29 protein-coding genes are annotated in these 24782 nt (G+C 60.4%); 9 read left to right on the forward strand and 20 right to left on the reverse strand.

Features of this window, described 5'->3' with window-relative positions; all coding sequences use genetic code 11:
* The 3 genes from FCU66_RS32720 to FCU66_RS32730 form a co-directional block, all read right to left on the reverse strand.
* On the reverse strand, positions 1-1313 hold a 1313-nt coding region (locus tag FCU66_RS32720), incomplete at its 3' end, for an efflux RND transporter permease subunit (protein ID WP_136618598.1).
* Positions 1310-2755, reverse strand: coding sequence for an efflux RND transporter periplasmic adaptor subunit (locus FCU66_RS32725; protein WP_136618599.1), 1446 nt, complete (start codon positions 2753-2755; stop codon positions 1310-1312). The genes FCU66_RS32720 and FCU66_RS32725, both read right to left, overlap by 4 nt.
* The gene (locus tag FCU66_RS32730) at positions 2752-3159 is read right to left on the reverse strand and encodes a FixH family protein (protein ID WP_136618600.1); all 408 of its coding nucleotides are present in this window, start codon (positions 3157-3159) and stop codon (positions 2752-2754) included. Before FCU66_RS32730 ends, FCU66_RS32725 begins: the two co-directional genes overlap by 4 nt.
* Before the next feature lie 247 nt (positions 3160-3406).
* Between FCU66_RS32730 and FCU66_RS41420 the strand changes: the two genes are divergently transcribed.
* Positions 3407-3739: a hypothetical protein gene (locus tag FCU66_RS41420; protein ID WP_164753935.1), complete on the forward strand. Its 333-nt coding sequence runs from the start codon at positions 3407-3409 to the stop codon at positions 3737-3739.
* 197 nt (positions 3740-3936) lie between these two features.
* The gene (locus FCU66_RS32740; RefSeq protein ID WP_136618601.1) at positions 3937-4305 is read left to right on the forward strand and encodes a hypothetical protein; all 369 of its coding nucleotides are present in this window, start codon (positions 3937-3939) and stop codon (positions 4303-4305) included.
* Between the two features lie 75 nt (positions 4306-4380).
* Here FCU66_RS32740 and FCU66_RS32745 read toward each other — a convergent pair whose 3' ends face one another.
* From FCU66_RS32745 to FCU66_RS32805, 12 genes are all read right to left on the reverse strand, one after another.
* Positions 4381-4665 (reverse strand): copper-binding protein, encoded by a 285-nt coding sequence (locus FCU66_RS32745; RefSeq protein WP_127385723.1) that lies wholly within the window; start codon positions 4663-4665, stop codon positions 4381-4383.
* A gap of 26 nt (positions 4666-4691) precedes the next feature.
* Positions 4692-5180, reverse strand: a complete 489-nt coding sequence (locus tag FCU66_RS32750) for a cupredoxin domain-containing protein (RefSeq protein WP_136618602.1) — start codon at positions 5178-5180, stop codon at positions 4692-4694.
* Between the two features lie 42 nt (positions 5181-5222).
* On the reverse strand, positions 5223-6581 hold the full coding sequence (locus tag FCU66_RS32755) for a multicopper oxidase family protein (RefSeq protein ID WP_136618708.1): 1359 nt from the start codon (positions 6579-6581) through the stop codon (positions 5223-5225).
* Positions 6582-6597: 16 nt separating this feature from the next.
* Positions 6598-8055 carry a TolC family protein gene (locus FCU66_RS32760; protein WP_136618603.1) on the reverse strand — a complete coding sequence of 486 codons (1458 nt, stop codon included), beginning with the start codon at positions 8053-8055 and terminating at the stop codon, positions 6598-6600.
* 321 nt (positions 8056-8376) lie between these two features.
* On the reverse strand, positions 8377-8790 hold the full coding sequence (locus FCU66_RS32770; protein ID WP_127385865.1) for a hypothetical protein: 414 nt from the start codon (positions 8788-8790) through the stop codon (positions 8377-8379).
* A gap of 474 nt (positions 8791-9264) precedes the next feature.
* Positions 9265-10263 carry a heparan-alpha-glucosaminide N-acetyltransferase gene (locus tag FCU66_RS32775; protein ID WP_136618604.1) on the reverse strand — a complete coding sequence of 333 codons (999 nt, stop codon included), beginning with the start codon at positions 10261-10263 and terminating at the stop codon, positions 9265-9267.
* 281 nt (positions 10264-10544) lie between these two features.
* Entirely contained in the window at positions 10545-10757 is a 213-nt protein-coding gene (locus tag FCU66_RS32780) for a cold-shock protein (protein WP_136618605.1), read from the reverse strand.
* 186 nt (positions 10758-10943) lie between these two features.
* Complete coding sequence (locus FCU66_RS32785) at positions 10944-11522, reverse strand: DUF922 domain-containing protein (RefSeq protein WP_136618606.1); 579 nt, start codon at positions 11520-11522, stop codon at positions 10944-10946.
* Between the two features lie 245 nt (positions 11523-11767).
* Positions 11768-12826, reverse strand: coding sequence for an ATP-grasp domain-containing protein (locus tag FCU66_RS32790; protein ID WP_342778233.1), 1059 nt, complete (start codon positions 12824-12826; stop codon positions 11768-11770).
* A 226-nt stretch (positions 12827-13052) separates the two neighbouring features.
* Positions 13053-14273 (reverse strand): acetate/propionate family kinase, encoded by a 1221-nt coding sequence (locus tag FCU66_RS32795; RefSeq protein ID WP_127388871.1) that lies wholly within the window; start codon positions 14271-14273, stop codon positions 13053-13055.
* 50 nt (positions 14274-14323) lie between these two features.
* A complete protein-coding gene (locus tag FCU66_RS32800; RefSeq protein ID WP_136618608.1) occupies positions 14324-16747 on the reverse strand; it encodes a phosphoketolase family protein in 2424 nt (807 codons plus the stop codon).
* 105 nt (positions 16748-16852) lie between these two features.
* The gene (locus tag FCU66_RS32805; protein ID WP_342778234.1) at positions 16853-17296 is read right to left on the reverse strand and encodes a polyketide cyclase; all 444 of its coding nucleotides are present in this window, start codon (positions 17294-17296) and stop codon (positions 16853-16855) included.
* Positions 17297-17555: 259 nt separating this feature from the next.
* Between FCU66_RS32805 and FCU66_RS32810 the strand changes: the two genes are divergently transcribed.
* From FCU66_RS32810 to FCU66_RS32820, 3 genes are all read left to right on the forward strand, one after another.
* Positions 17556-17936 carry a hypothetical protein gene (locus FCU66_RS32810; RefSeq protein WP_127385756.1) on the forward strand — a complete coding sequence of 127 codons (381 nt, stop codon included), beginning with the start codon at positions 17556-17558 and terminating at the stop codon, positions 17934-17936.
* A gap of 200 nt (positions 17937-18136) precedes the next feature.
* Positions 18137-18586, forward strand: a complete 450-nt coding sequence (locus FCU66_RS32815; protein ID WP_127385757.1) for a hypothetical protein — start codon at positions 18137-18139, stop codon at positions 18584-18586.
* A 19-nt stretch (positions 18587-18605) separates the two neighbouring features.
* On the forward strand, positions 18606-18938 hold the full coding sequence (locus tag FCU66_RS32820) for a DUF2933 domain-containing protein (protein WP_127385758.1): 333 nt from the start codon (positions 18606-18608) through the stop codon (positions 18936-18938).
* Between the two features lie 68 nt (positions 18939-19006).
* Here the strand turns inward: FCU66_RS32820 and FCU66_RS32825 are convergent, their stop codons facing one another.
* The 5 genes from FCU66_RS32825 to blh are packed head-to-tail and all read right to left on the reverse strand — an operon-like array spanning position 19007 to position 22254.
* A complete protein-coding gene (locus FCU66_RS32825; protein WP_136618609.1) occupies positions 19007-19789 on the reverse strand; it encodes a sulfite exporter TauE/SafE family protein in 783 nt (260 codons plus the stop codon).
* On the reverse strand, positions 19786-20217 hold the full coding sequence (locus tag FCU66_RS32830; RefSeq protein WP_127388914.1) for a YeeE/YedE family protein: 432 nt from the start codon (positions 20215-20217) through the stop codon (positions 19786-19788). The genes FCU66_RS32825 and FCU66_RS32830 overlap by 4 nt, the downstream gene beginning before the upstream one ends.
* On the reverse strand, positions 20214-20624 hold the full coding sequence (locus FCU66_RS32835) for a YeeE/YedE family protein (protein ID WP_127385927.1): 411 nt from the start codon (positions 20622-20624) through the stop codon (positions 20214-20216). Before FCU66_RS32835 ends, FCU66_RS32830 begins: the two co-directional genes overlap by 4 nt.
* Positions 20621-20938: a sulfite-sensing transcriptional repressor BigR gene (bigR, locus tag FCU66_RS32840; protein ID WP_127385929.1), complete on the reverse strand. Its 318-nt coding sequence runs from the start codon at positions 20936-20938 to the stop codon at positions 20621-20623. The genes FCU66_RS32835 and bigR overlap by 4 nt, the downstream gene beginning before the upstream one ends.
* 20 nt (positions 20939-20958) lie before the next feature.
* Positions 20959-22254: a bifunctional sulfur transferase/dioxygenase Blh gene (gene blh / locus FCU66_RS32845; protein ID WP_136618610.1), complete on the reverse strand. Its 1296-nt coding sequence runs from the start codon at positions 22252-22254 to the stop codon at positions 20959-20961.
* Positions 22255-22548: 294 nt separating this feature from the next.
* Here blh and FCU66_RS32850 point away from each other — a divergent pair, with 294 nt between their 5' ends.
* From FCU66_RS32850 to FCU66_RS32865, 4 genes are read left to right on the forward strand one after another with little or no spacing between them, the layout of a single operon-like run.
* Positions 22549-23145, forward strand: coding sequence for a class I SAM-dependent methyltransferase (locus FCU66_RS32850; protein ID WP_127385652.1), 597 nt, complete (start codon positions 22549-22551; stop codon positions 23143-23145).
* Positions 23142-23972, forward strand: coding sequence for a nucleoside phosphorylase (locus tag FCU66_RS32855; protein WP_136618611.1), 831 nt, complete (start codon positions 23142-23144; stop codon positions 23970-23972). Before FCU66_RS32850 ends, FCU66_RS32855 begins: the two co-directional genes overlap by 4 nt.
* Positions 23973-24005: 33 nt before the next feature.
* Positions 24006-24275, forward strand: a complete 270-nt coding sequence (locus FCU66_RS32860; protein ID WP_127385654.1) for a hypothetical protein — start codon at positions 24006-24008, stop codon at positions 24273-24275.
* 32 nt (positions 24276-24307) lie between these two features.
* On the forward strand, positions 24308-24697 hold the full coding sequence (locus FCU66_RS32865; RefSeq protein ID WP_127385655.1) for a DUF302 domain-containing protein: 390 nt from the start codon (positions 24308-24310) through the stop codon (positions 24695-24697).
* Positions 24698-24782: the final 85 nt, after the last annotated feature.

Consider the following 24782-nt stretch of genomic DNA (forward strand, 5'->3'; position numbering starts at 1 on the left):
GCCGGGCCGACCTCGCTCGCCGCATCGATCAGGATCTGTACTCGCGGCTTGCCCGGCGGAGCGCGCTCCAGATGCTTGTGGGCGTTCTCGATCATGACGATCGCGGCGTCGATCATCGCGCCGACGGCGATGGCGATGCCGCCGAGGCTCATGATGTTGGAGCCGAGCCCGATCGCCTTCATGGCGCCGAACGCCATCAGGATACCGACCGGCAGCATCAAGATGGCGACGAGCGCGCTGCGCAAGTGAAGGAGGAACACCACGCAGACCAGGGCGACGATGACGCTCTCCTCGGCCAGCGTGTGCTTCAAAGTTTCGATCGCCGCTTCGATGAGATGCGAACGGTCGTAAACAGGCACGATCTCAACACCCTTGGGAAGGCTCCCGGCAATGTCGCTCAAGCGTTGCTTGACGTTCTCGATCACGGTCAGGGCATTGGCTCCGAACCTCTGCAGGACGATGCCGCTGGCGACCTCGCCTTCGCCATTGAGTTCGGTGATGCCGCGCCGCTCGTCGGGACCGATCTCGACTTTGGCGACGTCCTTGAGGCGCAGAGGCACGCCCTGGTCCGTCTTCAGGGCGATGTCTTCGATATCGGCAATCGACTTGATGTAGCCGCGGCCACGCACCATAAACTCGAACTCGGAAAGCTCCAGCGTGCGTCCGCCGACATCCCGATTGCTGGCGCGCACGGCGTCGCGGACCATCGACAGCGATATGCCCTGGGCGCGCAGCCGCAGCGGATCGACGACGATGTTGTACTGTTTGACGAAGCCGCCGACGCTTGCGACTTCCGCGACCCCCTCGGCCTTGGAGGCGGCGTATCGCACAACCCAGTCCTGTAGTGACCGCAACTCGGCCAGCGTCATGTCCTTGGCAACCACGGCGTACTGGTAGACCCAACCGACGCCGGTCGCGTCGGGGCCCAGGCCCGGCGTAACGCCAGCCGGCAGGCGCTGAGCGGCGGCGTTGAGATATTCGAGCACGCGGCTGCGCGCCCAATAGGGGTCAGTGCCGTCTTCGAAGATGACATAGACGAAGGAAACGCCGAAGAAGGAGAACCCGCGCACCACCTTGGACTTCGGCACAGTCAGCATTGCCGTCGTCAGGGGATACGTGACCTGGTCCTCGACCACTTGCGGAGCCTGGCCGGGGTACTCGGTGTAGACGATGACCTGGACGTCCGAGAGGTCCGGAATAGCGTCGAGCGGAAGCGTTTTCAGCGCGTAGGCTCCGGCGGCCACCGCGAAGGCCGTGGCGACGAAGATCAGGACCAGATTGCGTGCGGACCACGCGATGAGCCGCGCAATCATGGCGGAGTCTCCGCGTTGGTCATGCCGCTCAGCGCAGCCTTCAGATTGCTCTCGGCGTCGATCAGGAAATTCGCGGCGACCACGACCCGATCGCCGGCGGCAACGCCATCGCGGATTTCGGTAAAGCCGCCACCTTGAAGGCCGACCTTGACCTCCCGCGGCTCGAAGCGGCCCTCGCCCTTGTCCAGGATCACGACCTGCCTCGTTCCGGTGTCGATCACCGCGCTATCGGGGACGGCGACGACAGGCGTATTGCTGCCGCTGGCGATCTCAACATCGGCATACATGTCCGGCAGCAAGAGACCATCCGGATTGGGGATCTCGATCCGCACCTTGGTCGTGCGGGTTTCCTTGCTGACCTGCGGATAGATCAGGGCAAGGCGCCCGCTGAAGGTCTGGCCGGGCAGGCTTCGAACCCGCACAGTGGCGGTGGCGCCGACCTTCACCGCTCCCAGCTCATATTCGGGTACGTCGGCGACGATCCAGACGGTCGAGACATCGGCGAGGCGGAAGAGCACATCGCCTGGTGCCGCCTTCATGCCCTCGACCGCATTGCGCTCGAGGATCACGCCATCGCGCGGGGCGGTCCAAATGATGGAGGTCTGAACCTGGCGGGATCTGTCGATTGCCGCGATCACATCGGGTGGGACCGCGAGATTCTCGAGGCGCTGGCGTGCCCCGGCCGAGGCGCGGCCACTTCCGCTCAGATCGGTAAGGTATTGAGCGCTTGCAGTGGCGATCTCGGCCGAATAGAGCCGCATCAGCGGTTCGCCCTTTTTGACCCGATCGCCGGTGGTGACGTCCGCTACCTTGTCGATGAAGGCATCGGAGCGTGTCGCGACCACTGTGATGCGCCGCTCATCGAGTTGCACGGTGCCGGGCACTCGTACCGGACGAACGATCACCTGCTCGGTGGCGATCTCCGAGCGGACGCCGGTGCGCTGCAGTTTGCCTGTCGCGACTTTGACCGTCGAACCATCGTCATCCTCGCCCGCGTAGACAGGGATATAGTCCATCCCCATCGAATCCTTCTTCGGCGTCGGTGAGGTGTCTGGAAGGCCCATTGGATTGCGGTAGTACAAGATCCGTTTCGGTTCGCCGTTCGTAGGAGCAGCGACAACGGTCGCGGCGGCGACCAGCGGCTTGTCTTCGAAGCTCACGTCTTCGCCGGCGAGAACCGGCAGGAAGTCCCGCCCATCGGCGGTCTTCCTCTGAGTTGCAGCATAGGCCGGGAGGCCGTCCGGATCTCGGTAGTAGATCACGGGTCCGGTGGGCGCAGGATTGGCACTCGCTGGGGCCGCTGCAGTGCCTTCGACCCAGGCGACAGCTTGCAGCCACGGAGTGGCAGGCAGCGCAAGATTGCGGTGCCCCGCCCAATAGCCTCCAGCCCCCGCCGCCAAAATGGCGGCGAGGGTGAGGCCGGTGCGGCCTGAGCGACTCATGGCGTGGCCTTGAATTCGAGCTTGTTTTCGAGAGAGCCGGTTTCGCCCTGTACTTTGGCGCCGAGTGACAGGCGGTAGCCACCTGGCATCATCAGATTGGCCTTGAACCGATAGACGCCGGGCTCCGTCGACGGTAACGGCTCGATCGGCGACGTCATCATCTCCATGCCGTCCGGTGCCATGTCGACGCGCTGGGCAAAAATCACCGCATCAGGCACCACCTTACCGGAGCGCTTGTCGACGAGGCGGACCGCGACAATCGCGGCATCGCCTTTCTTGATCGCGCTTTGAACGAGCTGAAACTCGTAATCGTCGATCCCAGCCCAGGCCTTCGAATTGGCACCGCCGAGAGCAAGACCGATCAGCGCCGCGGCTGCGACGTGCTTCATATTGCAAAAGTTCATTGTCAGATTTTCCCAAAGTTCATCATTCGTCCGTGCTGAATGCACGGCAGGTCGGTGGCCAGGCTCATGCCAAAGCCACAGGCTTTCGCCACAAGGGCGTCAGCCCCGCAGCGACAAACGGCCCTGATGGAGCCATCGATGAACTCAGGTTCGTGGAGGTCTGGGAGGCGGCGGATTAGGCAGGAGATCCCGTCCGACGCTTTGGCCAGGCACGATCACGTCAGCCGCAGACAACCGGATCAGCGTGATGGCAGCAGTCGTCGACGCGCTCGGAAAGCACTTGGCAATGCACAAGGTCGCGAGGGGACACGACTTCTGGCAATCAGGTAGTTGCTGCCTCTGGTCCGAAGGACACGGCATGCCGTCCGGCATGGATGCCATATCGGCCATTGTCGTCGCCATAGGATCGACAACCATCATTGCCGCAGCAGACGGTGTCACCATCGGCGCGGCCAGAAGGCTCAAAACAGCCAGAATCGTAAGCAGACGGGGCAGTAAGGTCCAGAACTTCACACAGGCTCTATGGCATATGGTGCAGTGCAAGAAAAGAGCGTTGAGCGCTCACGTTTCCGTCAGGTGATGCGGTCAGTCGCCTGGACCTGCGCTGCTTGGCATAGTCGGTCGCGTGGAAAGGACGGCGAGGCGCCCGATAGCATATGGCGCGCGCAAGCAATCAGCGTAGCGTCGCCATTGGCGCGCCCCACTGCCGGCAAAGAGATCCGATTCGAACAGCGATCCGATAAATGATAGTGTCGTGTCGATCCTCGGGAGGACGAGATGCGCGCAATTGCATTTCTTGCCGGCGTTTTGGTGGCTACGCCCTCGATAGCGGCGGAGCAACTGGTCTTCTACACCGCCATTTTTCAAGATGCCACATCGGTCCAGCTCAGCGTCCTGAACAACAGCGTCTCGCAACATGGCGACTATGACTTTGATGTCGCTATTGGCCTGGTCGAGACGGACGCGAGCGGCACTATCAAGTATGAAGATACTGGAAGGCATCGTGCACGCGTTCGCTGTAATTATCCTGCCTATGTGAGCGTGGGCGCGCGAAAATATCCTATAGGGATGCCTCTGAGCCGCTCCGCGCATGATGATTGGAAAGAAAATCTCTGGATAACATTTTGCGCGGCTCCCTCGTCGTGACACCCGCACTCACCGGCACTGCCGGATCGGACAGCGGCCGCGGGTTGACTTTCGACCCGCGGCGCTGGTTCCGGGTCACTTGATACTGGTGACCGTGATGCGTCCGTTGACGCGATCGGCTGTGAACTCGATCGCCTGACCCGTTTTAACCTTCTCGAGCAAGCTCGGCTCCGCGACGACGAACACCATCGTCATCGCGGGCATGTCGAGATTCGTCAGCGGCTCATGTTTGATCGTCAGCTTTTTCTGTTTGGCGTCGACCTTGATGACTTCGCCCTTCACGTATTCCTGCGCAAGCGCGCTCCCGCTAATGGCGAGTACGAGCGCGAGCGTCGAGAGTGCTTTTACCAATAGTGTCATGGTTGCTTCCTTTGCGTTTTTCGAACTCAGTTGGCGACGGTGATGTCGCCCTTCATGCCGGAATCGTAGTGACCCGGGACCAGGCAGGCGAAACCGAATTCGCCGGCATTGGCGAACGTCCAGATGATCTCGCCTCTGGAGCCGGGCGCCAGCCGGATCGCGTTGGGATCGGCGTGCTCCATCTCGGGGAATTTCTCCATCAGCGCCTTGTGCTCCATGATCCCCTCATGGACGTCCATGACGAATTCGTGGTCGATTTTGCCTTTGTTGACGAACTTCAGGCGAACGGTTTCGCCCTTCTTCACCTTGAGCACGGCCGGTTGGAACAACATCGTCCCGTCGTCCTTCTCCGACATGGAGATGTTGACAGTCCGCTTTGCCTTGCCAGCTTCACCAGGGTTGCCGATCGGCATCGTGGCGGCTTTGTCTCCATGGCCTCCGGCGTGGGTTCCACTGGCAAGAGCTGCTCCGGAACTGACTGCCATCAAAACGGCCGCTGCGATTATACGTTTCATGCTGCACACTCTCTCATTGTTGAGGTTGAGGGGTTCGGTTTCTCATCCCTGTTTGCCGTGACCGCCGTGCTCTGCCGGGGCCATCGTTTTTGCGTCGCCTGACTTTGTGGGGGCTGGAACATCGCCGGTCCATTCGTAGGCCACGGTTCCTGCCGGATGTTTGTACCATCCGGGATCGGCGTAATCGTTCGCGGACAGGCCCTCGCGCACCTTCACGACCGAGAACATGCTTCCCATTTCGATAGCGCCGAACTGACCCCATCCCGTCATCATTGGAATAGTGTTGTCGGGAAGCGGCATTTCCATCTCGCCCATGTCAGCCATGCCTTTTTCTCCCATGGCCATATAGTCCGGCTGGACGCGGCGGATCTTTTCGGTGACCTTCGAGTTGTCCACGCCGATAAGCGTAGGCACATCGTGACCCATGGCGTTCATCGTGTGATGCGACTTGTGGCAGTGGATCGCCCAGTCGCCCTCGTACTTGGCATCGAACTCGTAAGCCCGCATGGCACCGACGGGAATGTCGATCGATACTTCCGGCCAGCGAGCCTCAGGGCGGGTCCAACCCCCGTCGGTGCAGGTCACCTCGAAATCGTAGCCATGCATGTGGATCGGATGATTGGTCATGGTCAGGTTGCCGACCCGAACCCGCACTTTGTCGTTCTTGGACACGACAAGGTGGCTGATGCCGGGGAACAGGCGACTGTTCCAACACCACAGGTTGAAATCGGTCATGGTCATGATTTTCGGAACGTACGATCCAGGCTCGATGTCGTAGGCGTTCAGCAGGAACACGAAGTCGCGGTCCACCCGCATGAACTTCGGATCCTTGGGGTGGATGACGAAGAAGCCCATCATGCCCATCGCCATCTGGACCATCTCGTCGGCGTGCGGGTGGTACATGAAGGTGCCGCTCTTCACGAGATCGAACTCGTAGACGAAGGTCTTGCCGGGTGGGATTCCCGGTTGGGTAAGGCCGGTCACGCCGTCCATGCCCGAGGGCAGGATCATGCCGTGCCAGTGCACGGTTGTGTGCTCCGGCAGCTTATTGGTCACGAAGATACGGACCCGATCGCCCTCGACCGCCTCGATGGTCGGACCGGGAGACTGGCCGTTGTAGCCCCAGAGATAGGCGGTCATGCCGGGCGCCAGCTCCCGCTCGACCGCCTCGGCGACGAGGTGGAATTCCTTCACACCATTGTTCATGCGGTGGGGCAGCGTCCAACCGTTGAGCGTCACCACCGGCTGGTAGTCCGGTCCGCTCGTCGGAAATATCGGTGGCTGCATGTCCGGCGATTCCATGACAGCGGCATCCGGCAAGCCCATCGCCGAGGTCTTGGTCCATGCCGTGGCACCGGCGAGCAGAGCTCCCGCGCCGAGTAACTGACGTCTTGAAAGCATTTTCTTCTCCTTGAGTTCAGTGGCCTTGGGCGCCCGCTTCGGCTGCGGCAGGCGCGTCGCCACCCCCGGGCGGGCTTGCGCCGCCGCCGTGGATGGCGGTTCCGAGATTGACGTCGGCCAGCCAGAAATTGCGCTTGGCGTTGAGGGAAAGCATGATCGAGCTGATCTTCGCGCGGGTGTCCGCCAGAAGCTCGAACGTGTTGGTGATCATGCTGTTGTAGGTGAGGACCGACTCCGCCTCGATCTTTGTTCGCAGCGGCACGACACTGTTGCGATAGTGCCGAGCAATGTCATAGGTCGAGCGGTAGGCGTCATAGGCGGACCTGGCCTCGGACCGAATGTTGACCGCCTTTTCCGCCATCCGGTTGGCGGCTTGCATATAGGCAAGCTCGGCCTTGCGCATGCGGGCCTTGCCGGTATCGAAGATCGGGATGACGAACTCCAGCTCCAGGGTGGGTGCCACACTCGTCTCCGTCCCACCCTCCTCGGACTCCTCGCGTTCCACCTCCACGCCGGATAGAAGTTCCAGGTCGCTGACGTAGCGGGTCGCCTCGGTCAGGCCGTAGGATTTTGCCAGCGCCTCAAGCTCAAGTTTCGCGATCTCGAGGTCGACGCGATTTCTTAGCGCGTCCGCCTCGATCGCGCGTTTGGCCTTAGCACCCTTCGGCAGGGCTGGAAGCGTGTTGGGGACTGAGTAATCGACGTCCGGTCCCCATAGACCCATCAGCCGGGTGAGCTCTTCCTTGGCGGTCCGGGCGGCGAGCCGCGCCTCCGCCGCCTGACCAGTGATCTCGGCATAGAAGACATGTTCGCGAGCCTGGCCGGTTTTTGTGAACGCGCCCGTCTCCCCAAGTTTTTGAGCGAGTTCGGACGCAGCGTCGGCGGCGGCCTGGGCCTTGTTGAGATAAGAGACGCTTTCCCGAGCCGATACAGCATTGATCCAAGCCCGTCGCGTTTCAGCGGCGAGCTGTAGCGTTTCTTCGGCGGCGCGGAGTTGGGCCTGGCGGAAGCGTGTTTCCGCGACCGCGACGCGCCGCTGACGGGTCATCAGCGCAAGGATGTTGCCGACCACAGCTCCCTCAATCGTCCGCACCGGATCGAGGCCGATCATGCCGACGGAGATCGTCGGATTGACGAGCATCGATTCCTGCCAGACATCAGCAGCCGACAGGCCGATCTCGGCGTAGGCGGCCTGCAGGCCCTTGTTGTTGATCAGTGCGACCTGCACCGCGACGTCCGGACCAATGGTCTTCTTCTGAACCAGGCTCTTTACCTGCGCGGAGAGAGCCTGCGCGTCCTCGCTGGACTGCACCCAAGCCGTACTTTTGCCGGTCACAGCTCCGGCGCGTGCCGCGACTGTCGTGAAGCCCGCGATGGGGTCGGAAACGCTGTCAGGGCCAGCGGTGGTCGTACATCCTGCAGCCACCAGCGAGATGGCTATGGCCGCACCCATGTTCAGGAACCGGCGCTTCATGATCCGGCTCCCGTTTTTGCAGGGGAACGTTCTTGATTAAGACGCCGCCAATTCTGCGGATCCACCGGTTCCCTGTGGCTATAGTCGGCGACGGCCGGGTGATACTGCACATCACGGACGCCCAGCAAAGGATCGGCCGGGTTAAACGATGGAAGCACGGTCGGTGGTGTGGTTACCGCGCATCCGGCAACCAATAGCGATGCGAGCATCGCGGAGCTTGCGATTTTCATTGTAGACCTGAAGCTTGACATATGCGTTTGGCCGCGCGGGAACGAATTCCCGACGTTGCGCGCGAACGCCCTCCGGAGAGGGCGCGTCAGTTCAGATGTGTTTGGGGGGTCTGATCAGGGTGGAATATGCACCGAGCGGCAGCACAGTGGCCACGATCACTGCGAAGCAGCGGCTTACCGTGCGGTTGATACCGGGGCAGTCCACGGGTACAGCATGTGCCGGCGCGCAATGGACCTCGCAGTCGTCATTCGCCGATTTTTCGCCATCAGGATGTTTCTCATCCACATCGCTTTCATCAGCGATGTTGTGATCGCCAACATCGCTGCCACTATCGTGATGAGATTTCTCGACCTGAAGCGTCGCTCCGGAGTCGCTGTGAACACCTGCGGTGTTAGCGCTTGCGAAGAGGCCCGGCTGGAGAGAAGACATAACCAGAAACACGACAGCCAGCATCGCGCGGAGCGGCGCAATTCGTGCGATCGAGATTCGGCCAAGGCATTTCATGGGAGCCCTTGGGACAATTGTTCGCTTGGTTTGTCAAGACCAATTGCCGTCAATTTGTTGCAGTGCAACCAGACATAGCCGCGAATAGCCAACTCCGAAGGCGCTCATGTGCTTGACATGAGAATGCGCCGACGCGTCGCATCAGTCCGATGTGGTCACAGGCTCGTTTGCCAATAAAAAGGTCGAACTGTGAGAGTCCGGCCAACTGTGACGGTTGGAACCTCCAGTGGGGAACGCGCCGGAACGAATGGGAGGAGATATCCGACACGCTGCACATATGAGTCACACCGATGATGTTTCAATGACGTAATTGTGGGCCACGACGGAGATGCTGCCCTCCGACGAGGATGACGACGTCGTGCAGCGGTGAGCCCACCTTACCCGTCTCTTTCGCCTCGGACCGGCATCTCATCCGCGAGATCATGCAGGGCAAGGCGCGGGCCAACGTAAGAGCCCGGGTCAGTGGCCTGTCGGTCATTTGGCACCTTCCTCCATTTTGATGTCTGTGCTGGCGGTGCACATGCGGACGAGGTCACCCAAATGCGCCCTCCATTCCGCAGTCTGATCGTTGTTGTTATAGAGCCGATCAAGTGAGGCCTCGCCCTCCAGCGTATCGAGCATGCAGCCACAATAGCTGGAGCAGAATTTGCTGCCGCGCGACTGTTCGCACGATAGCTGGCAGGTTTTCAGGAAGTTGACCTGTGGGGTTTCAACCTTGGCCGGCATCACTTGCGAAAACAGCCAGACACAGCCGATCAGCAGCGGCTGGTGGATCAGATAGAAGGTCAGGCTGTGGCGGCTGACGAAGACCAGCGGGTTGGCCCAGCGGCCGGGTGCGAGGCTTGCCAGGCGCGCCCGTACGCCGGAAGTGGAGGCAAACTTCGCGGTGGCGATCCCCGACAGCACCGCGCCGAACCACGGGAACAGCGGAACGTAGTCGTTGGAACGCGGATTGATGGCGGAAAGGCCGACCCACCATAGCCAGGGACGGTCGAAAGCCTCGAAGCGCAGATAGACGGGCGCCGCGACGACAAGCGCGGCAACGGCAAGCGTCAGCAGCGCCGGAAGGCGTAGGAAGGCGAGACCCAGCAGGCTGGCGAGCGCGATCTCATGCAGTATGCCAAAGAAGATGAAGCCGTCCGGCATGGCGATGCGGGTGACGACCGAGATGGCGATCGCGGCTCCGGCAACCATGGCGAAACGCTTCCAGAAGCCGCTCCAGCGGATCTGCCTGCCATGGGCGAGGTACAGGCTGACGCCGACCAGGAACAGGAAGGTCGAGGCGATGCAGCGCGCGTAGATCTTCCACCAGCCGAAGGCGGTCAGGCCCGGATCAGTGTAGCCGAAGAATTCCAGATCCCAGGTGAAATGGTAGCTCGCCATGGCGATGAACGCGATGCCGCGCAGGACGTCGATGGCGACGATTCGCTTCGATTGATCTCGAACGGATGCGGTCGGCGTAAGGATGCTCATGGTCTCGCGATCTGGTTCAGCTCGGCCAGGACGACTATCACGGGTGCGCCGGGTGAAAGAAGCTGGCCACGCGTGGAATCAGTAGCGGTTGCGCCGTTGCATCCTGCATCAGACCTTCCGTGTGTGAGCTTACATCACATCGAGGCCATTTGGCTCAGCACGATGTATCGCCGCCTCAGGCAGTCAACCGATCTAGCGGAGGAAACGAACCCCAATCAATGTCGACCGAACCCAGCTACCGACGCTCTTCGCGGGGCTCAGGCTTCTGCCCAGACAGAAGATCAGCCTGCTTTGCTGAGACTGCCAGCAGAAGATTTACCGGTACGGCGATCCTGCTCGACCTCATAGTTGATCTTCTGGCCATCAACCAGGGTTGAGAGGCCCGCGCGTTCGACTGCGGAAATATGAACGAACACATCTTGACCGCCGTTGTCGGGCTGAATGAATCCAAAGCCCTTGGTGCTGTTGAACCACTTCACGGTGCCAGTAGCCATATGCGTATCCCTTGTAAGCCAGACCGGTTGTGTCGAGATTGAGATAGAGGCAGAAACGCGAAAAATTGCAAGCAAGGGATCCTGCAGCCAAGAACCACAGCGATGGGGGGTGTCTCGATGGCCGCCAAGGTGTCCGCAGTTATCTTTCCCTACTAGACGACCCTTCCTTGGAAATCGAACGTCGATTTATTCGAGCGTATACGACGGGAGGTTGGCCTCATGCTGATCCTGCGCCTTTTCTGAATTCTCGACAATCTGTTTGGCAGCGCGATTTAGTGACCGCTCCAGAGCTGTACATGCTCCCGGGGCCGTGGCGCCGTGGGTCAACTTGCTAACCTGATTAGCTGCCTCCAGGGCAATCGTTTTGTGGCCATCCTCATGGGCCTTCAGCTCCTGAAAGTAATTGTTCCAGGCCGTGCGCGTGGCTGGATCGGCGCGCGCATCGTCTACCCAGGTCGGAAGTAGAATTCTGAGCTTGAGTACGATTTCATCCGACGTGACCCGGCAGGAATTTCCGGTCGCCGCAAACCTGAAATTCCAATCCCAGTGATCTGCGACCTCGCCTTCAATAATACCGTCTCCGTCCCTCTTGGCCACACGGTGCAGGTCGTCATGGATCGCTTGCCGGCTAAGGCCTCGCAATTGATAGGACGAATAGGTGACGTCGAGTTTTACGTCAGATCGCGCCTCCCCTGCACTAAGCGTAAAGACGAGGCCGCAGAGAACCGCAACGTATCTGCTCATACTCGAGAACTGGGGTATCATGTTGGCACTCCTTCAATCGCGTCGGTCTGCTTATAAACAAACAGTTGGAATGTATTACGGCCGCTGCTGCAGCCGTGATAAGGGTTACGATCGCCGATTGACGGCATCACAAGGGTTGTGAAGCCCTGCAGCACTGGCCATAGCCCCATCCTACACTGCTTGACCGAATTTGGAGCACCGATCAGGAAAGATCGCGGCCGTCACAACGATGATGCGCAATGGTGGGCTTCCCGATCTCTGCATCCTTAGATCACTAGCACCGGGGCAAACCCGCCGCCGGGTGTCCGGAAATTGGTCGTCTGGCCCTGGTACAAGCGCGCGGCAGCGAGCAGGATCCGTCCATCGTACGTATAAAGCCGCACGTCCATCTTGCGCGGCGTGGGCGCACCATCGATCTCGATCATACGCTGTCCGGGTGAGGCAAACGCCTGGGCCACATAGCCGCCACGGGCGATCTCGGCCCACACCCCTTTCGTCACCTTGTCGCCCCGGTAGACCGCCTTGCTGCCGTGCCCTGAGTGCGGCTTGAAGAACATCCCCTTACGGGATTGCCATGCGGCATCCGAATTGTCGGGCGTGACCAGCGTGGTCTGCGGGACGCCTGCAAGCCGCGAGCGCATCTCTGGAGAAAGGCCGAATGCTTCGAGCGCCGCCGGATCGGACAACAATGTCAGATTGCGCTTGCTTGCAAAAAGCGCATGGTTGTGCGGATTGGGCGTGACCACCACGGCACCGTCCTGGTAGGCAGCCCTCAGTGACGCATGCTCCGGGCGATCAAGCGCGAAATCGACCAAGCGGTTGTAAACAAGGTCAATCTCCTGTCCGTCGAGCCGAAGCTTGCCGCCATCATATTTCAGGTCGCTCGCATCGCCGGTCGTCGCCTCGAACCCGTGCTTCAGCAACAACTGCCGGGCAAGCACGAATTCAGGATAGAGATACTGCTCCTCGGGCCGATCATCGACGATCGCGATCCTTCGCGGCGAACCGGCTCCGCGCTGGCGGCGCCATTCGTCCGCGAACATCGCAACGACGCTGGTTTCGAAGTGATCGTCCCTGGCGCCGATCAACGCCCGGTCGACTTCGGAGCAGCACGCCTTCTGTGCTCTGGCCAGCAACGCATTGAGGAAAGCGCCGCCCGCGTTGGTGTTCACCTCGATCAGCTTGGGACCGTCGTCGTCGAGGTGAAAATCGTAGCCCATCATGGCGCCGGCGGGTCCAAAATCCCGTTGCGCGATTTCAGGAGCCCAGGAGAGGACGGCATCGCGGTAACCTTGCAGCCTGGCTGTCGCCTCGACGGCAACCACAACACCTTGCATCTCATCGAGGGCGGACGCAGCGAGGAAGACCGTAACATTCGAAAACAGATGCGGCCGCGACGCCATGAAGGTTTCGGAGAATCCAGAGTCGCCGGCCTCATGGTTCAGCGCCGCCCAAAGTGCTGTCCGGTCTAGTGTGATGCAGAAGCATTTGCGGTTTAGTCGTGCCGACAGGGACGTGTTGGCTTCCGCTGCGCCGGGGACTGTGAGCATGTCAGCGTCTCCTCGCCGATGGCAGCATAGAGCGGGGTCTTGCCCTTGTCGACGAGGACGACGCGAGCAATTGGCTGCCGACGGCTCTCTCCTCATCCGTGCGAATGACAAGCACGTCGACGCCGGAACTGGCGAGGCTGATCATTTCCTCGCCTTTTAGGTTCCGGTCATGGTCGATGCTGACGGCGAGCCAGCGGGCCGCGGCACCGATCCTCTCCCGGATCGACGGAGCGTTTTCGCCGATACCGGCAGTGAACACCAGTGTATCCAGCCCTCCCAGAGCAGCAGCCAGAGACCCGATCTCGCGCCCAACGCGATAGATGAAAAGATCGACGGCTTGGGCGGCAGCAGGATCGCCAGAGCCGATCAGCGTCTGCATGTCCCCGGATATTCCCGACACCCCTAGCAGGCCTGATTGCTCGTAGAGAAGGACGCCCAATTCGTCGGTCGAAAGCTTCTTGTCCTGTAGAAGGTGGAGGACGATCCCCGGATCGAGCGCACCGCAACGCGTGCTCATGACAAGGCCGTCGAGCGTTGAAAACCCCATCGTCGTGGCGACGCTTATTCCAGCGTTCATGGCACACAGGCTCGCACCGCTGCCGAGATGGGCGACGATCGCCCGGCCGCCGGCGCCGGCGCCGTAGCGGTCACGCAGCTTCGAAACAATGTGGCTATAGGACAGTCCGTGAAAGCCATAGGAGACGAGGCCCGCCTCGGTCATCGCGCGCGGAAGGCCATAGATCTTGGCGAGTTCCGGCCGGGCAGAATGAAACGCGGTGTCGAAGCATCCAACCTGAATCGCCTGTGGCAGGAGGTCGGCTGCCAGTGCGACAATCTCGAGATTGATCCGCTGATGGATCGGAGCCAGCGGTTCGAGCAGGCGCAGCGCCTCGATCGCGCGCGCGTCAAGCCGCGTGGCTTCCGTAAAATCACGACCGCCATGAACGATCCTGTGCCCTACCCTGCCGATGCGGTTCAGAAGATCGCGATCGGCGAGCACAGAGGCAACCGCCGCAAATGCCTCCCCGATATCGATTGGTCCGCCGCCCAGGCTCCTGTCTATTTCAAGCCATCCCGCCGCGGCCTCCACACGCAGCCGCGGATGCTGCCCGAGGGAGGCGACATTGCCGCGCAGCAGCGGGGGAAGTTCGTCGCATCCCTCAAAGACGGCGAACTTCAGGCTCGAGGAACCGCCGTTCAGAACGAGGATGGCGTCAGTCATAGGGGCGTCCGATATGCTGTCGCGGCGATTTCCGGAATAAGGGCATCGGCTCAACCTGAACGAGTCGTCGCCGCATCTGGATCCTGCCCCCACTTCCAGTCGAGTATTTCCGGCATGTCCTGGCCATGGGCGCGTATATAGGCTCGATGGTCAAGCAGCTTGCTGTCCATCGCCTGCTTCAACCCGACCCGTACGCTCTTGAGCTCCGGAACCCGATCAAGCACGCTTTGGACGAGGTGGAACCGGTCGAGGCCGTTCAAAACCGTCATGTCGAAGGGCGTGGTGGTCGTGCCTTCCTCGTTAAAGCCTCGCACATGGATGTTGTCGTGGTTGGTCCGCCGATAGGTGAGGCGATGGACGGTCCAGGGATAGCCATGATAGGCGAAAATGACGGGTTTGCCGGTGGTGAACAGCGCGTCGAAATCTCGATCCGACAGGCCGTGCGGGTGATGCTCCTTCGGCTGAAGCGTCATCAGGTCCACGATGTTGACCACCCTGATCCTGAGCTCTGGAACATGGTGCCTGAGGATCTGGACAGCCGCCAGTGTTTCGAGCGTCGGAACATCGCCGGCGCATGCCATGACGACGTCCGGCTCGGCACCAGCATCCGTCGACGCCCAGTCCCAGATGCCGACGCCCGCCCTGCAGTGAACGATCGCCTTGTCCATCGACAGCCACTGCCATGATGGCGGTTTGCCGGCGACGATGACGTTGATGCGGTTCCAGGTCTGCAACACATGGTCGGCCACGCAGAGCAAGGTGTTGGCATCCGGCGGCAGATAGACGCGCACGATGTCGGCCTTCTTGTTGAGGGCGACGTCGATAAAGCCGGGATCCTGATGGCTGAAGCCATTGTGTTCCTGATGCCAAACATGGCTCGACAACAGGTAGTTCAGCGAAGCAATGGGCCGACGCCATGGAATGTCGCGGCAGGCATCCAACCATTTCGCATGCTGGTTGAACATGGAATCGACGATGTGGATGAATGCCTCGTAGCAAGAGAACAGACCGTGCCGTCCCGTCAGCAGGTAGCCTTCGAGCCAGCCCTGGCAGGTATGCTCGGAAAGGATTTCCATGACCCGGCCGTCACGCCCGAGATGAACGTCCTCGGGCAGGATCTTCTCCATCCAGGCACGCTCGGTGACTTCGAACACGTCTTGAAGCCGGTTCGAGGCGGTCTCGTCCGGGCCAACGATGCGGAAATTCTTCGCGGCCCGGTTCAACTCCATTACGTCACGCAGGAAGGTGCCCATTACTCGCGTTGCCTCGGCCTTGACAGCGCCGGGTTGAGGGACGGCCACGGCATGGTCATTCAATCCGGGCATGTTGAGCGATTTGCGCAGCAGCCCGCCATTGGCATGCGGGTTGGCGCCCATGCGCCGCATGGTCTGGGGTGCAGTAGCGCGGATCGAGACCACCGGAGCACCCACGGCGTCGAACAGTTCCTCGGGTCGGTAGCTTTTCAACCACTCCTCGAGCAGCTTGAGATGTTCGGGATTTTCCGCAAGTCCCGACAACGGGACCTGATGAGAGCGCCAGAAGCCCTCGGTCTTCAGCCCGTCGACCTCCTTCGGACCAGTCCAGCCCTTGGGGCTACGCAGCACGATCATCGGCCATTTTGGTCGCGACGTCGTCGGCGCCGAACCAGCGCGCGCGGCGTGCTGGATGTCCCGGATGCGGTCGAGCGCATCGTCCAGAACGGCCGCCATTCGTTGATGCATCAGTGCCGGCTCGTGCCCCTCGACGAACAGCGGTTCATACCCGTAGCCGATAAACAGCGCCCGCAATTCATCTTCGGGAATGCGGCCCAGAATCGTCGGATTGGCGATCTTGTAGCCGTTCAAATGCAGGATCGGTAGAACCGCGCCGTCGCGCGCCGGATTGAGGAATTTGTTGGAGTGCCACGCCGCAGCCAGTGGTCCGGTTTCGGCCTCGCCATCGCCGACAACGCAAGCGACGACAAGGTCTGGGTTGTCGAAGGCCGCGCCGTAGGCATTAGAAAGCGCGTAGCCCAGTTCGCCGCCCTCATTGATCGAACCCGGCACGTCGGGCGCGGCATGGCTCGGGATTCCGCCTGGAAACGAGAACTGCCGGAACAGCTTTCGCATTCCCTGCTCATCCATTGTTATATCCGGATTGATCTCGGTGTAGGTGCCCTCCAGGTAGGTGTTCGCCACCATTGCCGGGCCGCCGTGGCCGGGGCCGCAGACATAGATCACATCGGCATCCCGAAGCCGGATCGCGCGATTGAGATGGGCGTAGATAAAGCTCAGGCCCGGCGAAGTTCCCCAGTGGCCGAGCAAGCGCGGCTTGACGTGCTCCAGCCGCAAGGGCTCGCGCAGCAGCGGATTGTCGAGCAGGTAGATCTGGCCGATCGTCAGATAGTTGGCGGCGCGCCAATAGGCATCAATATCGCGCAACTGGCTTTCGGACAGCCGCCCACCGGGGACTGCTACTCTCGCGTGCTCGGTCATGTCAGCTCCGTTGCGTTGTTTGCAAATGCCGCCGGATGGCGACGCGCCTCTGCTTGTCGAGTCGTAGTGAATGGACACCAACGCATTCGCGCGCCATTCGGTCCGTCATTGTTCGGCTGACTTTCTAGATGCTTGAATGCTCGGGACTGCCCGCGCCCCGAGCTTCTCGAAATAACGGGCTGCGCCTTTCGCCATCTGACCCGTGCACCAACGTGCATAGGCATTCGCAAAGATCATGCCGAGCAATCGGGCTGGCGCCGTTTCCGGCAGGTCATAGTCGATGAAGACCCGAAGCCGGCAGGCTCCCGCCTCTGGGACGATCTTGAAGCCCATGCGATAACGGCCGATCACCCAGAGATTTGGGACCCCGATGGTTTCCCAGACCTTCAATCTGGGCGCCATCCGGATCGCAACCACTTGTTCCGCCGACAGCGCAACTCCGAGTATTTTTCCACGGAATCCGAACTTGGAGCCGACCGAACGGGCTTCATGTGTATCGAACTCGTAATCCATCTTCGAACCGAGCATCATCCATGATGAGGCGCTCATGTGAGCCCCGAGATGTCTGTGGTCGTCGAGATAGGCAAACACGGTCTCGGCTGCGGATTCTATCCTGACGGTGGTCTCGGTGGAACGCGACATTGCCAGCAATGATCTCACCTCAGGGTTTCATCCCCGTGTCTCCAGGGAGAATTGGGTAAACATCCGATCAGTGTCGGATGAGAACCGCTGAACTGAGCGCTCTCTTGGGCGTGCCGGCATTGATTTGCGTCAAAGGGGCGCTATGCAATTGGGCTATACTAAACACATGAAAAGCGCGTTGGCTCAGCTTCGATTACTGCTGTCCGTGATCTTCCTGATCGCGGGCGGTGCCATTGCTGGTCTTGCCGGGCAGGCTTTCGGAGCCGGCGTCTCTGCCGACGTTGCGACAATCTCGACGAGCACGTCGGACAACGCGATAGGTAATATCGCGTTCACAGACCAAGACGACCATCGCGCGCCATGTGACAACTGCCTGGATTGCGTGCACTCGACCGGCTCCGGCTGTTGTGCTGGAGGCATTTTCGCCGGCGAATGCGACGTTCTTCATGATGCGCCGGTTGCCGCCCGGTTCATGGCGGGCAAGGCATTCCTGCCAACGGGCGTCGACCCCGAGGCACTCCTGCAACCTCCCCAGACCTTGGCCTGATATCGCGCCGTCGCAGCCCAAGGGACTGTTGAATCCAACAGTGCCCGTTAAGGCCCCAAATCGCGCGACCGATTCCCGAAGTCATAACCAGCAGCGGCGATCTGGCCTGGCCTTGGGCACCGTCCAGAGTCGACCGCAATTCACACCAACGACGAGGAACCAATCATGAAAACCCAGCTTCGATTGGCGAGGTTCCACTCATGAAACCTGCAGTCAATCCATGGACGACGTCGTCCGCAACTCTTGCTCTGGCCGGAACCATCATCGCCGGGATCGGACTGTATTTCATCGCACTCAGGCCACCACTGCTGCCCGAGGATGTCCGCTATATGAATCTCTCGGCCGCCGAGCTCGAAGCGATCGGTCCACGTCTCGCGGTGTGGCTGACGCAGGTTTTTAGGGTGCTCGGCGGCTACGCACTCGCCACCGGCGTTCTCCTGATTGCGCTGGCAGTCACCGCGTTTCGCGCGCGCCATGCGGTCGCGGTGGCCGGCGCCCTGGTCGGAGGAGCGTCGTCCATCGGCTTGATGTCGGTGGTCAACTTCACGATTGGCTCCGACTTCAGGTGGCCACTGTTCGCCTGCGCGCTGGTCTGGGCCGTGAGCCTCATCGCGTATGGGCTCGAAAGCTCCGGCAATGACAAACGCTGACAAACAAGGAACCCATCCCATGAATACCAACAACGTGCACCGCATGTCCGCTCCCCCGACCGTGTCCGAACCAGAACCGGAGGCCGAGGCAGGCGGATTTTGGACTTCCAAGACCGGCCTGGTCACGATCGCTTTCCTGCTGATCGCTGCGTTTTTCCTTCTCACTGAGCACCGAGCTCATACCTTCGGTGTCCTTCCCTTTCTGCTGCTGCTCACCTGCCCTCTGCTTCACATGTTTCACCGCAAGCATGGCGGCCACCGCGGGCATGGCGGTCACGGCGGCCATGCCAGCAGGCATAAGGAACCCGTGCCGGGCGCGCGAGATGGCACCACTCACCACAAAGGAGCATGACAATGGTCGAGCAATCTTCCGCCTACGGCCTCTGGGCCTGGAAACCGCCTACCAACTGGCATGGCAGCCTATGACCGAGCGAGTTCGCCGATACTCCGGTAGAGAACGTAGCTCGCGACGACAAAGATGAGTGCGGCGAAGATCCTATTGAGCACGTTCTTGTAGGACGCCAGGCGTGTCGCCGCCAACATGCCGATCAAGCCGCCGCCAAAGCCGCCACCGATAAATTCAGCTGCCAGCTGCCAGTCAACCATTCCCGACAAGGCGTAGTTGAAGGCGGTCGCGAGGCCGAAGGCTGCGACAGCAAGCAAGGATGTACCAATCGCATTGATCGTTGGCATTCCGGTGGCCAGGATCAATCCGGGGACAATGAGGAAGCCGCCGCCAATGCCAAAGAAGCCAGAGGCCGCGCCGGCGGCAACGGCGACTGCCGCTGTCATCGCGCACATTTTGGCATCGACAGGCCGGGCTGCCGTCGAAGTGCTACGGCGTGGTCGAACCATCAGTCCGCCGACCACCAGCATAAGCAGCCCAAAGAAGAAGAGCAGACGCGTCCCGTCGATCGACTTTCCGAGGCTCGAACCCGCCAGGGCACCCACGGAGCCCAGCGCCGCGAAGACAAGCGCACAACGCCACCAGACGTGACCCTTCAAGGCGTGGCCTGCGAAGTTCGCAAATGCGTTGGCGGCCACTGCAAGCGCGCCTGTGCCGATGGCGAGGTGCGGTTGGGCGACGCCGACAACATAGAGCAAGAGCGGCGTGGCAAGGATCGATCCACCGCCGCCGACCAGACCAAGAGTGAAACCGACCAGACCGCCGGAGCCGACGGCGGCAAACAAGGCATTGGTCATGATGTTCTCCCGAAGAAGCGATCATGGGCAATCATCCCCGCCAGCATAAAGGCTACGAAGACCAGCGTCGGCGTTAGCCCAAGCGACAGAGAAGCCATCGCCGGGCCAGGGCAAAACCCGCCCAGACCCCATCCAAGGCCGAAGATCGCCGAGCCGATGACCAGAGGGGCGTCAATCCGCGAGTCCATGGGCCAATGGAAGCTATCCGCCAGCAGCGGTCGCGACATCCGCCGGATAAAGGCCATGCCTCCCATTGCAACTGCAACGGCACCGCCCAGCACGAATGCCAGGCTCGGATCCCATGCGCCAAAAACGTCGAGAAAGCCCTGAACCCGGACAGGGTCGAGCATGCCCGACAACGCCAAACCAAACCCGAAAATGGTGCCCGCGGCCAAAGCGGCCAAAACCTGTAATTGGGTGTGTTTCACGAGAGAGCTCCGTGAAGAAGGGCGACAGCCAGGATGCCGCTCGCAAGGAATGTCAAAACCGCGACGATTGAACGTGGCGATGACCGCGCCAAGCCGATGACGCCATGACCGCTGGTGCAACCCGAGCCCATCCGGGATCCGAAGCCGACCAGCAATCCTGCAAGCATGATCAACGGCAGCGACGCCGTTATCGTCACGGCCGGCCAATGATGAAAAGCTGCGAAGTACACGACCGGGCCAAGCAGCAATCCGACGACGAACGCTGCGTTCGTCCCGGTATTGATGCCTTGGGCCAGCCTGCCAACGACACCGCTTATGCCGGCGATTCTGCCGTTCAGGATCAGGAGCATCGTCGATGAAAGGCCGATCAGAGCCCCGCCCAGAAGGGAAACGAGGTAAGAGGTCATGACCGACCTTCCGAACAGAAGATCGTGTAAAGCGCTGAAACCAATTGAGCAGCCTTCTCGGCGGTCAACCGATAGAAGATCTGTTTCCCGTCACGCCGCGTTTCCACAATCTTGGCATCGCGCAACACTGTCAGTTGCTGGGAAAGGTTCGGTTGGTGGATGTCGAGCACTTCTTCCAGTTGGCTAACCGAAAGCTCCCCTTCCACAAGGGTGCAGACGAGCATGAGCCGCATTGGATGTGCCAGAGTCTTCAATAGAGCCGCAACTTCGCCGGCGCGGGCCTCCATGGCGGCAGGCGACATCCTCATCGTCATTGCATCAAGCTGGATCTCGCTCACCACGCTGCTCCTTCCAGTGCATCCAGGGGGAATTTCAGATAGCGCTTACCGTTTGCTTCCGGCTCTGGAAGACGCCCCGCCTGAATGTTGACCTGCAAGGCATGCAAAATCAGTTTCGGCATCGGCAGCGTACGGTCACGCGCTACACGCAGTTTGGCAAAAGCCTCTTCGGTCATGCCGGCCAGATGCTCATTGGTGCGCTTCTGCTCGCCGACCGTGCTTTCCCACTTCGGTTCGCGTCCGCCCGGCTGGTAGTCGTGGCCAGTAAACAGCCGGGTTTGGTCTGGAAGACCCAGAATGTTCTGGATCGATTTCCACAAGATGCGAGCGTCACCACCAGGAAAATCAGCACGAGCCGTGCCGCTGTCGGGCATGAAGATGGTATCATGAACAAAAGCCGCATCGCCGATCAGGTAGGTAATCGACGCCAGGGTGTGACCAGGCGAAAACATCACGCGGGCTTCGATGGAACCGACCTTGAAAGTGTCGCCATCCGAGAACAGCCTGTCCCACTGCGAACCGTCCACGCGAAGTTCAGGCCAGTTATAGATGCCTTGCCACAAGTGCTGGACATCGACCACCCGCGCTCCAATCGCGGTCGGGGCACCTGTCTTCTCCTTGAGGTACTGCGCGGCCGAAAAGTGGTCGGCATGAGGATGGGTGTCGAGAATCCATTCAACGGTCAGCCCCTTCTCGGCAACATAGGAAAGCAGCGTGTCGGCATTGCGCGTTGCAGTCGCTCCGGACCTCTCATCGAAATCGAGAACTGGATCGATAATCGCGCACTTGCCACTCTGGGGATCCGAAACGACGTACTGCACGCTCCATGTCCGGGGGTCGAAGAAGCCCTTCACTTCCGGTCGGAGTTGCCTGTGCGCTTCGAGCCACCGGGACGCTGCCGACAGGTCGATTCCCAGCTTTTGGCCGAGATCTGCGATTTCCAGTGACGACATACGGCCATCGAGTGCCTCACCCAGCACATACAGGATCAGGGCGCGCGTGCCGGTCTTGCAATGAGCAAAAACCGCGCCGTCGGCATCGGCCATAGCCGCCTGGAAGGCCCGAACGTCCGCCTCGGTGATGGTCGGCATCGTGACGGGTATAAAGCCGTAGGAAATACCCGCACGATCGGCAGCATCTCGCTCCGCTTCGTTTCCAGGCTGGATGGGTTCTTCCCTATCAGGACGTGCGTTGATCAGGACTGCGAACCCCTGGTCGGGCAGCGATAGGATTTCGGATGTCGAGGGCTGAGGCCCCACAGACAGCCTGTCGTTCACACGGATCATTCTCATATCGGTCACCTGCGTTATCAATATACAATTGCATATAATGTATAATGATAGCGACGCAATAGCCCTCGTCGCGAAACTGCGAGCGGGCACTCTATTTGCGCGCCAAGCTCGTCTGGTGGATGCGGCGAGCCAATCAGCGGCCTGTCGAAGCTCAGGACCGAGTTGGAATGCGAGGTGACCGAAGGGTTGGCCGACCTGACGACCGCAGCCACGACCACGGAGGTAACGATAAAGATTACTTGATGGGTGACCGCTGGCGTGGCCTTCTGTGTGCCGGCGTTTTAGTCTGCTTTCATGAGCGCAATTTTTCCCGCGACATCGATGCCGGACCGCGACTGGTGGGCGGCTTTATGGCCCGACCCCGCAAGCCTTTTGCTGTCCTTGGGTGTTAGTCCGGGTATGACGGTGCTCGATCTTTGCTGCGGGGACGGCTATTTCACCGCGCCACTTGCAAAAATCGTCGACGGGCGTGTTTACGCGCTGGATCTCGACCCGGAGATGATTGAACTGGCCCGGTTAGAAGCGTCGCGCCAAGGCGTGTCGGTGCTGAAGTGGATCACCGCAGATGCCCGCGACATTGAGCAGCTGATTCCCGAGCAGGTCGATTTTGTGTTGATTGCCAATACCTTTCATGGAGTGCCTGACCAGGCTGGCCTTGTCCGGGCGGTTGCCAAGACACTCAAGCCGCTCGGGCTGTTTGCTGTCGTCAACTGGCACCAGCTGCCGCGAGAACAGACGACCGTGCTCGGTCGGCCGCGAGGGCCTAAAACAGATATGCGCATGCCACCCGAAGCCGTAGAAGTCGTCGTCGAGCCCGTAGGATTTGGTTTCAGTCGCTTGGTCGACCTTCCGCCTTATCACTACGGCGTTGTGTTCGAGCGCAGCACATGACGGTGCCAATCCCGCTGTCCCCGCTGTTTGAGCTGAAGGACTATTCAGCCGAATCTGTGTTTCAGGTTGAAAACATGCTGCGCGAGGCGCGGCGGCAGAAAGGGCTCTCATTAGAACCGGTGCCATCCGTGTGCGTGCTTGACCCCGACGGCGACATTGTGCGCCGTCTACGGAAAGAAGGCCGCGCGCGCCCATCGACGGGTTGGGCCTGCTATCACACCGCTCTTGACGAGTTTGAGCTCGACGGCCAGCGGCTCGGCATAGTCGGCTGTGCGGTCGGCTCCTCATTCGCCGTATTGGTCGCCGAACAGCTTTTTGCCTCGGGTTGCCGCTTGCTTATCAGCATTACCTCTGCCGGACAGATTACGTCCCTCGGGCCGCCACCCTACTTTGTGCTGATCGACCGTGCCCTTCGCGATGAAGGAACCAGCCACCACTATATGCCACCCGCTGAATTTGCCGAGGGCAACGCGGACCTGATTGAATTGGTTCGCCCTAATCTGTCGAATCTGCCGGAACCGATTCACGTGGGGGCGACGTGGACAACCGACGCCCCGTTTCGTGAGACGGAACGCGCGATTAAAGCGCGCCGGGCACAAGGAATTGCGGCCGTTGAGATGGAAGCGGCCGCGCTCTACGCCTTTGCGGAGGCGCGTCACAAGCATGTTATCTGCTTCGCCCACGTAACAAACCAGATGGGTCAGACCGAAGGTGATTTTGAGAAGGGCGAAGCGGACGGCACCGCCGACGCTTTGGCTGTGATCGCGGCCGTAGCCCGCAGCGTCCTGACACATGTCAGCGAAACACAGGTGGAAAACGGACTATAGCTACTCCGCATCCGCACCAAGAAGCTTGGCGAGATGTCTATTCCAAAATGCTTCAATTGTTTTCCCTTGATCAAGATCAAAGCGGTCCTAGGTCAGAATAGTAATATCACGATCGAGGTGAAGCGAAGGCCGCCGTTTGCACGCCCGGGCGGAAACCCTGAGCCAGCCATGCAAAATCAAACCTCAAGGGGAAATGCAATGATGGACGGAAGCGGGATGTGGTTTGGCGGCACATGGATGCTGCTGATTGGCTTGTTGGCAGTCCTCGCCGTCGCCGCGCTTGCCAAATATCTTATGAAATAGCGGGATGCCTACTTTAAGCCGGAGTATTTGAGATGAGCTATACGATCGACCGGACATTTACCGACAAGGAATTCAGCAAGGTTGTCGAAAGGACCCGTGCCGCGCTGGCCGCCCAAGGTTTTGGCGTTCTGACGGAGATTGATGTCAAAGCGACACTCAAAAAGAAGATCGACGCGGTGGTCGCGGACTACCTCATCCTTGGCGCTTGCAATCCCAAAATGGCCTACGAAGCCATCAAGATCGAACCGCAAGTAGGCGCCATGCTCCCCTGCAATGTGATTGTTCGATCCACTGGTGCGGGCTTGGTGATGGTCAGTGCCATTAATCCGGTGGCCTCAATGCAGGCGATTCCGAACGACCAACTGAAGGCGTTGGCTGGCCAGGTTCGTGGCATGCTGGAAAAGATGATCGCGGCCATTTGAGCTCGAAAGATAGTGGCCTGATCCATTGTGACGGAAGGAGAGGTCCGCGCGCCTGAAGGCAAAACGGAGGCCACTTCTGCAAATG

Origin of the sequence: Mesorhizobium norvegicum (assembly GCF_004919685.1) — a bacterium.
GTDB lineage: Bacteria > Pseudomonadota > Alphaproteobacteria > Rhizobiales > Rhizobiaceae > Mesorhizobium > Mesorhizobium norvegicum.

Excerpts from the sequence above, each read along its gene's own strand:
- FCU66_RS32755 (WP_136618708.1), bottom strand. The coding sequence starts at position 6,581 with ATGCTTTCAAGACGTCAGTTACTCGGCGCGGGAGCTCTGCTCGCCGGT.
- FCU66_RS32760 (WP_136618603.1), bottom strand. The coding sequence starts at position 8,055 with ATGAAGCGCCGGTTCCTGAACATGGGTGCGGCCATAGCCATCTCGCTG.
- FCU66_RS32745 (WP_127385723.1), bottom strand. The coding sequence starts at position 4,665 with ATGACACTATTGGTAAAAGCACTCTCGACGCTCGCGCTCGTACTCGCC.
- FCU66_RS41420 (WP_164753935.1), top strand. The coding sequence starts at position 3,407 with ATGGCAGCAGTCGTCGACGCGCTCGGAAAGCACTTGGCAATGCACAAG.
- FCU66_RS32725 (WP_136618599.1), bottom strand. The coding sequence starts at position 2,755 with ATGAGTCGCTCAGGCCGCACCGGCCTCACCCTCGCCGCCATTTTGGCG.
- blh (WP_136618610.1), bottom strand. The coding sequence starts at position 22,254 with ATGAGAATGATCCGTGTGAACGACAGGCTGTCTGTGGGGCCTCAGCCC.
- FCU66_RS32800 (WP_136618608.1), bottom strand. The coding sequence starts at position 16,747 with ATGACCGAGCACGCGAGAGTAGCAGTCCCCGGTGGGCGGCTGTCCGAA.
- FCU66_RS32740 (WP_136618601.1), top strand. The coding sequence starts at position 3,937 with ATGCGCGCAATTGCATTTCTTGCCGGCGTTTTGGTGGCTACGCCCTCG.
- FCU66_RS32855 (WP_136618611.1), top strand. The coding sequence starts at position 23,142 with ATGACGGTGCCAATCCCGCTGTCCCCGCTGTTTGAGCTGAAGGACTAT.
- FCU66_RS32785 (WP_136618606.1), bottom strand. The coding sequence starts at position 11,522 with ATGATACCCCAGTTCTCGAGTATGAGCAGATACGTTGCGGTTCTCTGC.
- FCU66_RS32850 (WP_127385652.1), top strand. The coding sequence starts at position 22,549 with ATGAGCGCAATTTTTCCCGCGACATCGATGCCGGACCGCGACTGGTGG.
- FCU66_RS32750 (WP_136618602.1), bottom strand. The coding sequence starts at position 5,180 with ATGAAACGTATAATCGCAGCGGCCGTTTTGATGGCAGTCAGTTCCGGA.
- FCU66_RS32825 (WP_136618609.1), bottom strand. The coding sequence starts at position 19,789 with ATGACCAATGCCTTGTTTGCCGCCGTCGGCTCCGGCGGTCTGGTCGGT.
- FCU66_RS32795 (WP_127388871.1), bottom strand. The coding sequence starts at position 14,273 with ATGACTGACGCCATCCTCGTTCTGAACGGCGGTTCCTCGAGCCTGAAG.
- FCU66_RS32810 (WP_127385756.1), top strand. The coding sequence starts at position 17,556 with ATGAAAAGCGCGTTGGCTCAGCTTCGATTACTGCTGTCCGTGATCTTC.
- FCU66_RS32860 (WP_127385654.1), top strand. The coding sequence starts at position 24,006 with ATGTCTATTCCAAAATGCTTCAATTGTTTTCCCTTGATCAAGATCAAA.
- FCU66_RS32775 (WP_136618604.1), bottom strand. The coding sequence starts at position 10,263 with ATGAGCATCCTTACGCCGACCGCATCCGTTCGAGATCAATCGAAGCGA.
- FCU66_RS32820 (WP_127385758.1), top strand. The coding sequence starts at position 18,606 with ATGAATACCAACAACGTGCACCGCATGTCCGCTCCCCCGACCGTGTCC.
- FCU66_RS32780 (WP_136618605.1), bottom strand. The coding sequence starts at position 10,757 with ATGGCTACTGGCACCGTGAAGTGGTTCAACAGCACCAAGGGCTTTGGA.
- FCU66_RS32730 (WP_136618600.1), bottom strand. The coding sequence starts at position 3,159 with ATGAACTTTTGCAATATGAAGCACGTCGCAGCCGCGGCGCTGATCGGT.
- FCU66_RS32835 (WP_127385927.1), bottom strand. The coding sequence starts at position 20,624 with ATGACCTCTTACCTCGTTTCCCTTCTGGGCGGGGCTCTGATCGGCCTT.
- FCU66_RS32815 (WP_127385757.1), top strand. The coding sequence starts at position 18,137 with ATGAAACCTGCAGTCAATCCATGGACGACGTCGTCCGCAACTCTTGCT.
- FCU66_RS32805 (WP_342778234.1), bottom strand. The coding sequence starts at position 17,296 with ATGAGCGCCTCATCATGGATGATGCTCGGTTCGAAGATGGATTACGAG.
- bigR (WP_127385929.1), bottom strand. The coding sequence starts at position 20,938 with ATGACGATGAGGATGTCGCCTGCCGCCATGGAGGCCCGCGCCGGCGAA.
- FCU66_RS32770 (WP_127385865.1), bottom strand. The coding sequence starts at position 8,790 with ATGAAATGCCTTGGCCGAATCTCGATCGCACGAATTGCGCCGCTCCGC.
- FCU66_RS32865 (WP_127385655.1), top strand. The coding sequence starts at position 24,308 with ATGAGCTATACGATCGACCGGACATTTACCGACAAGGAATTCAGCAAG.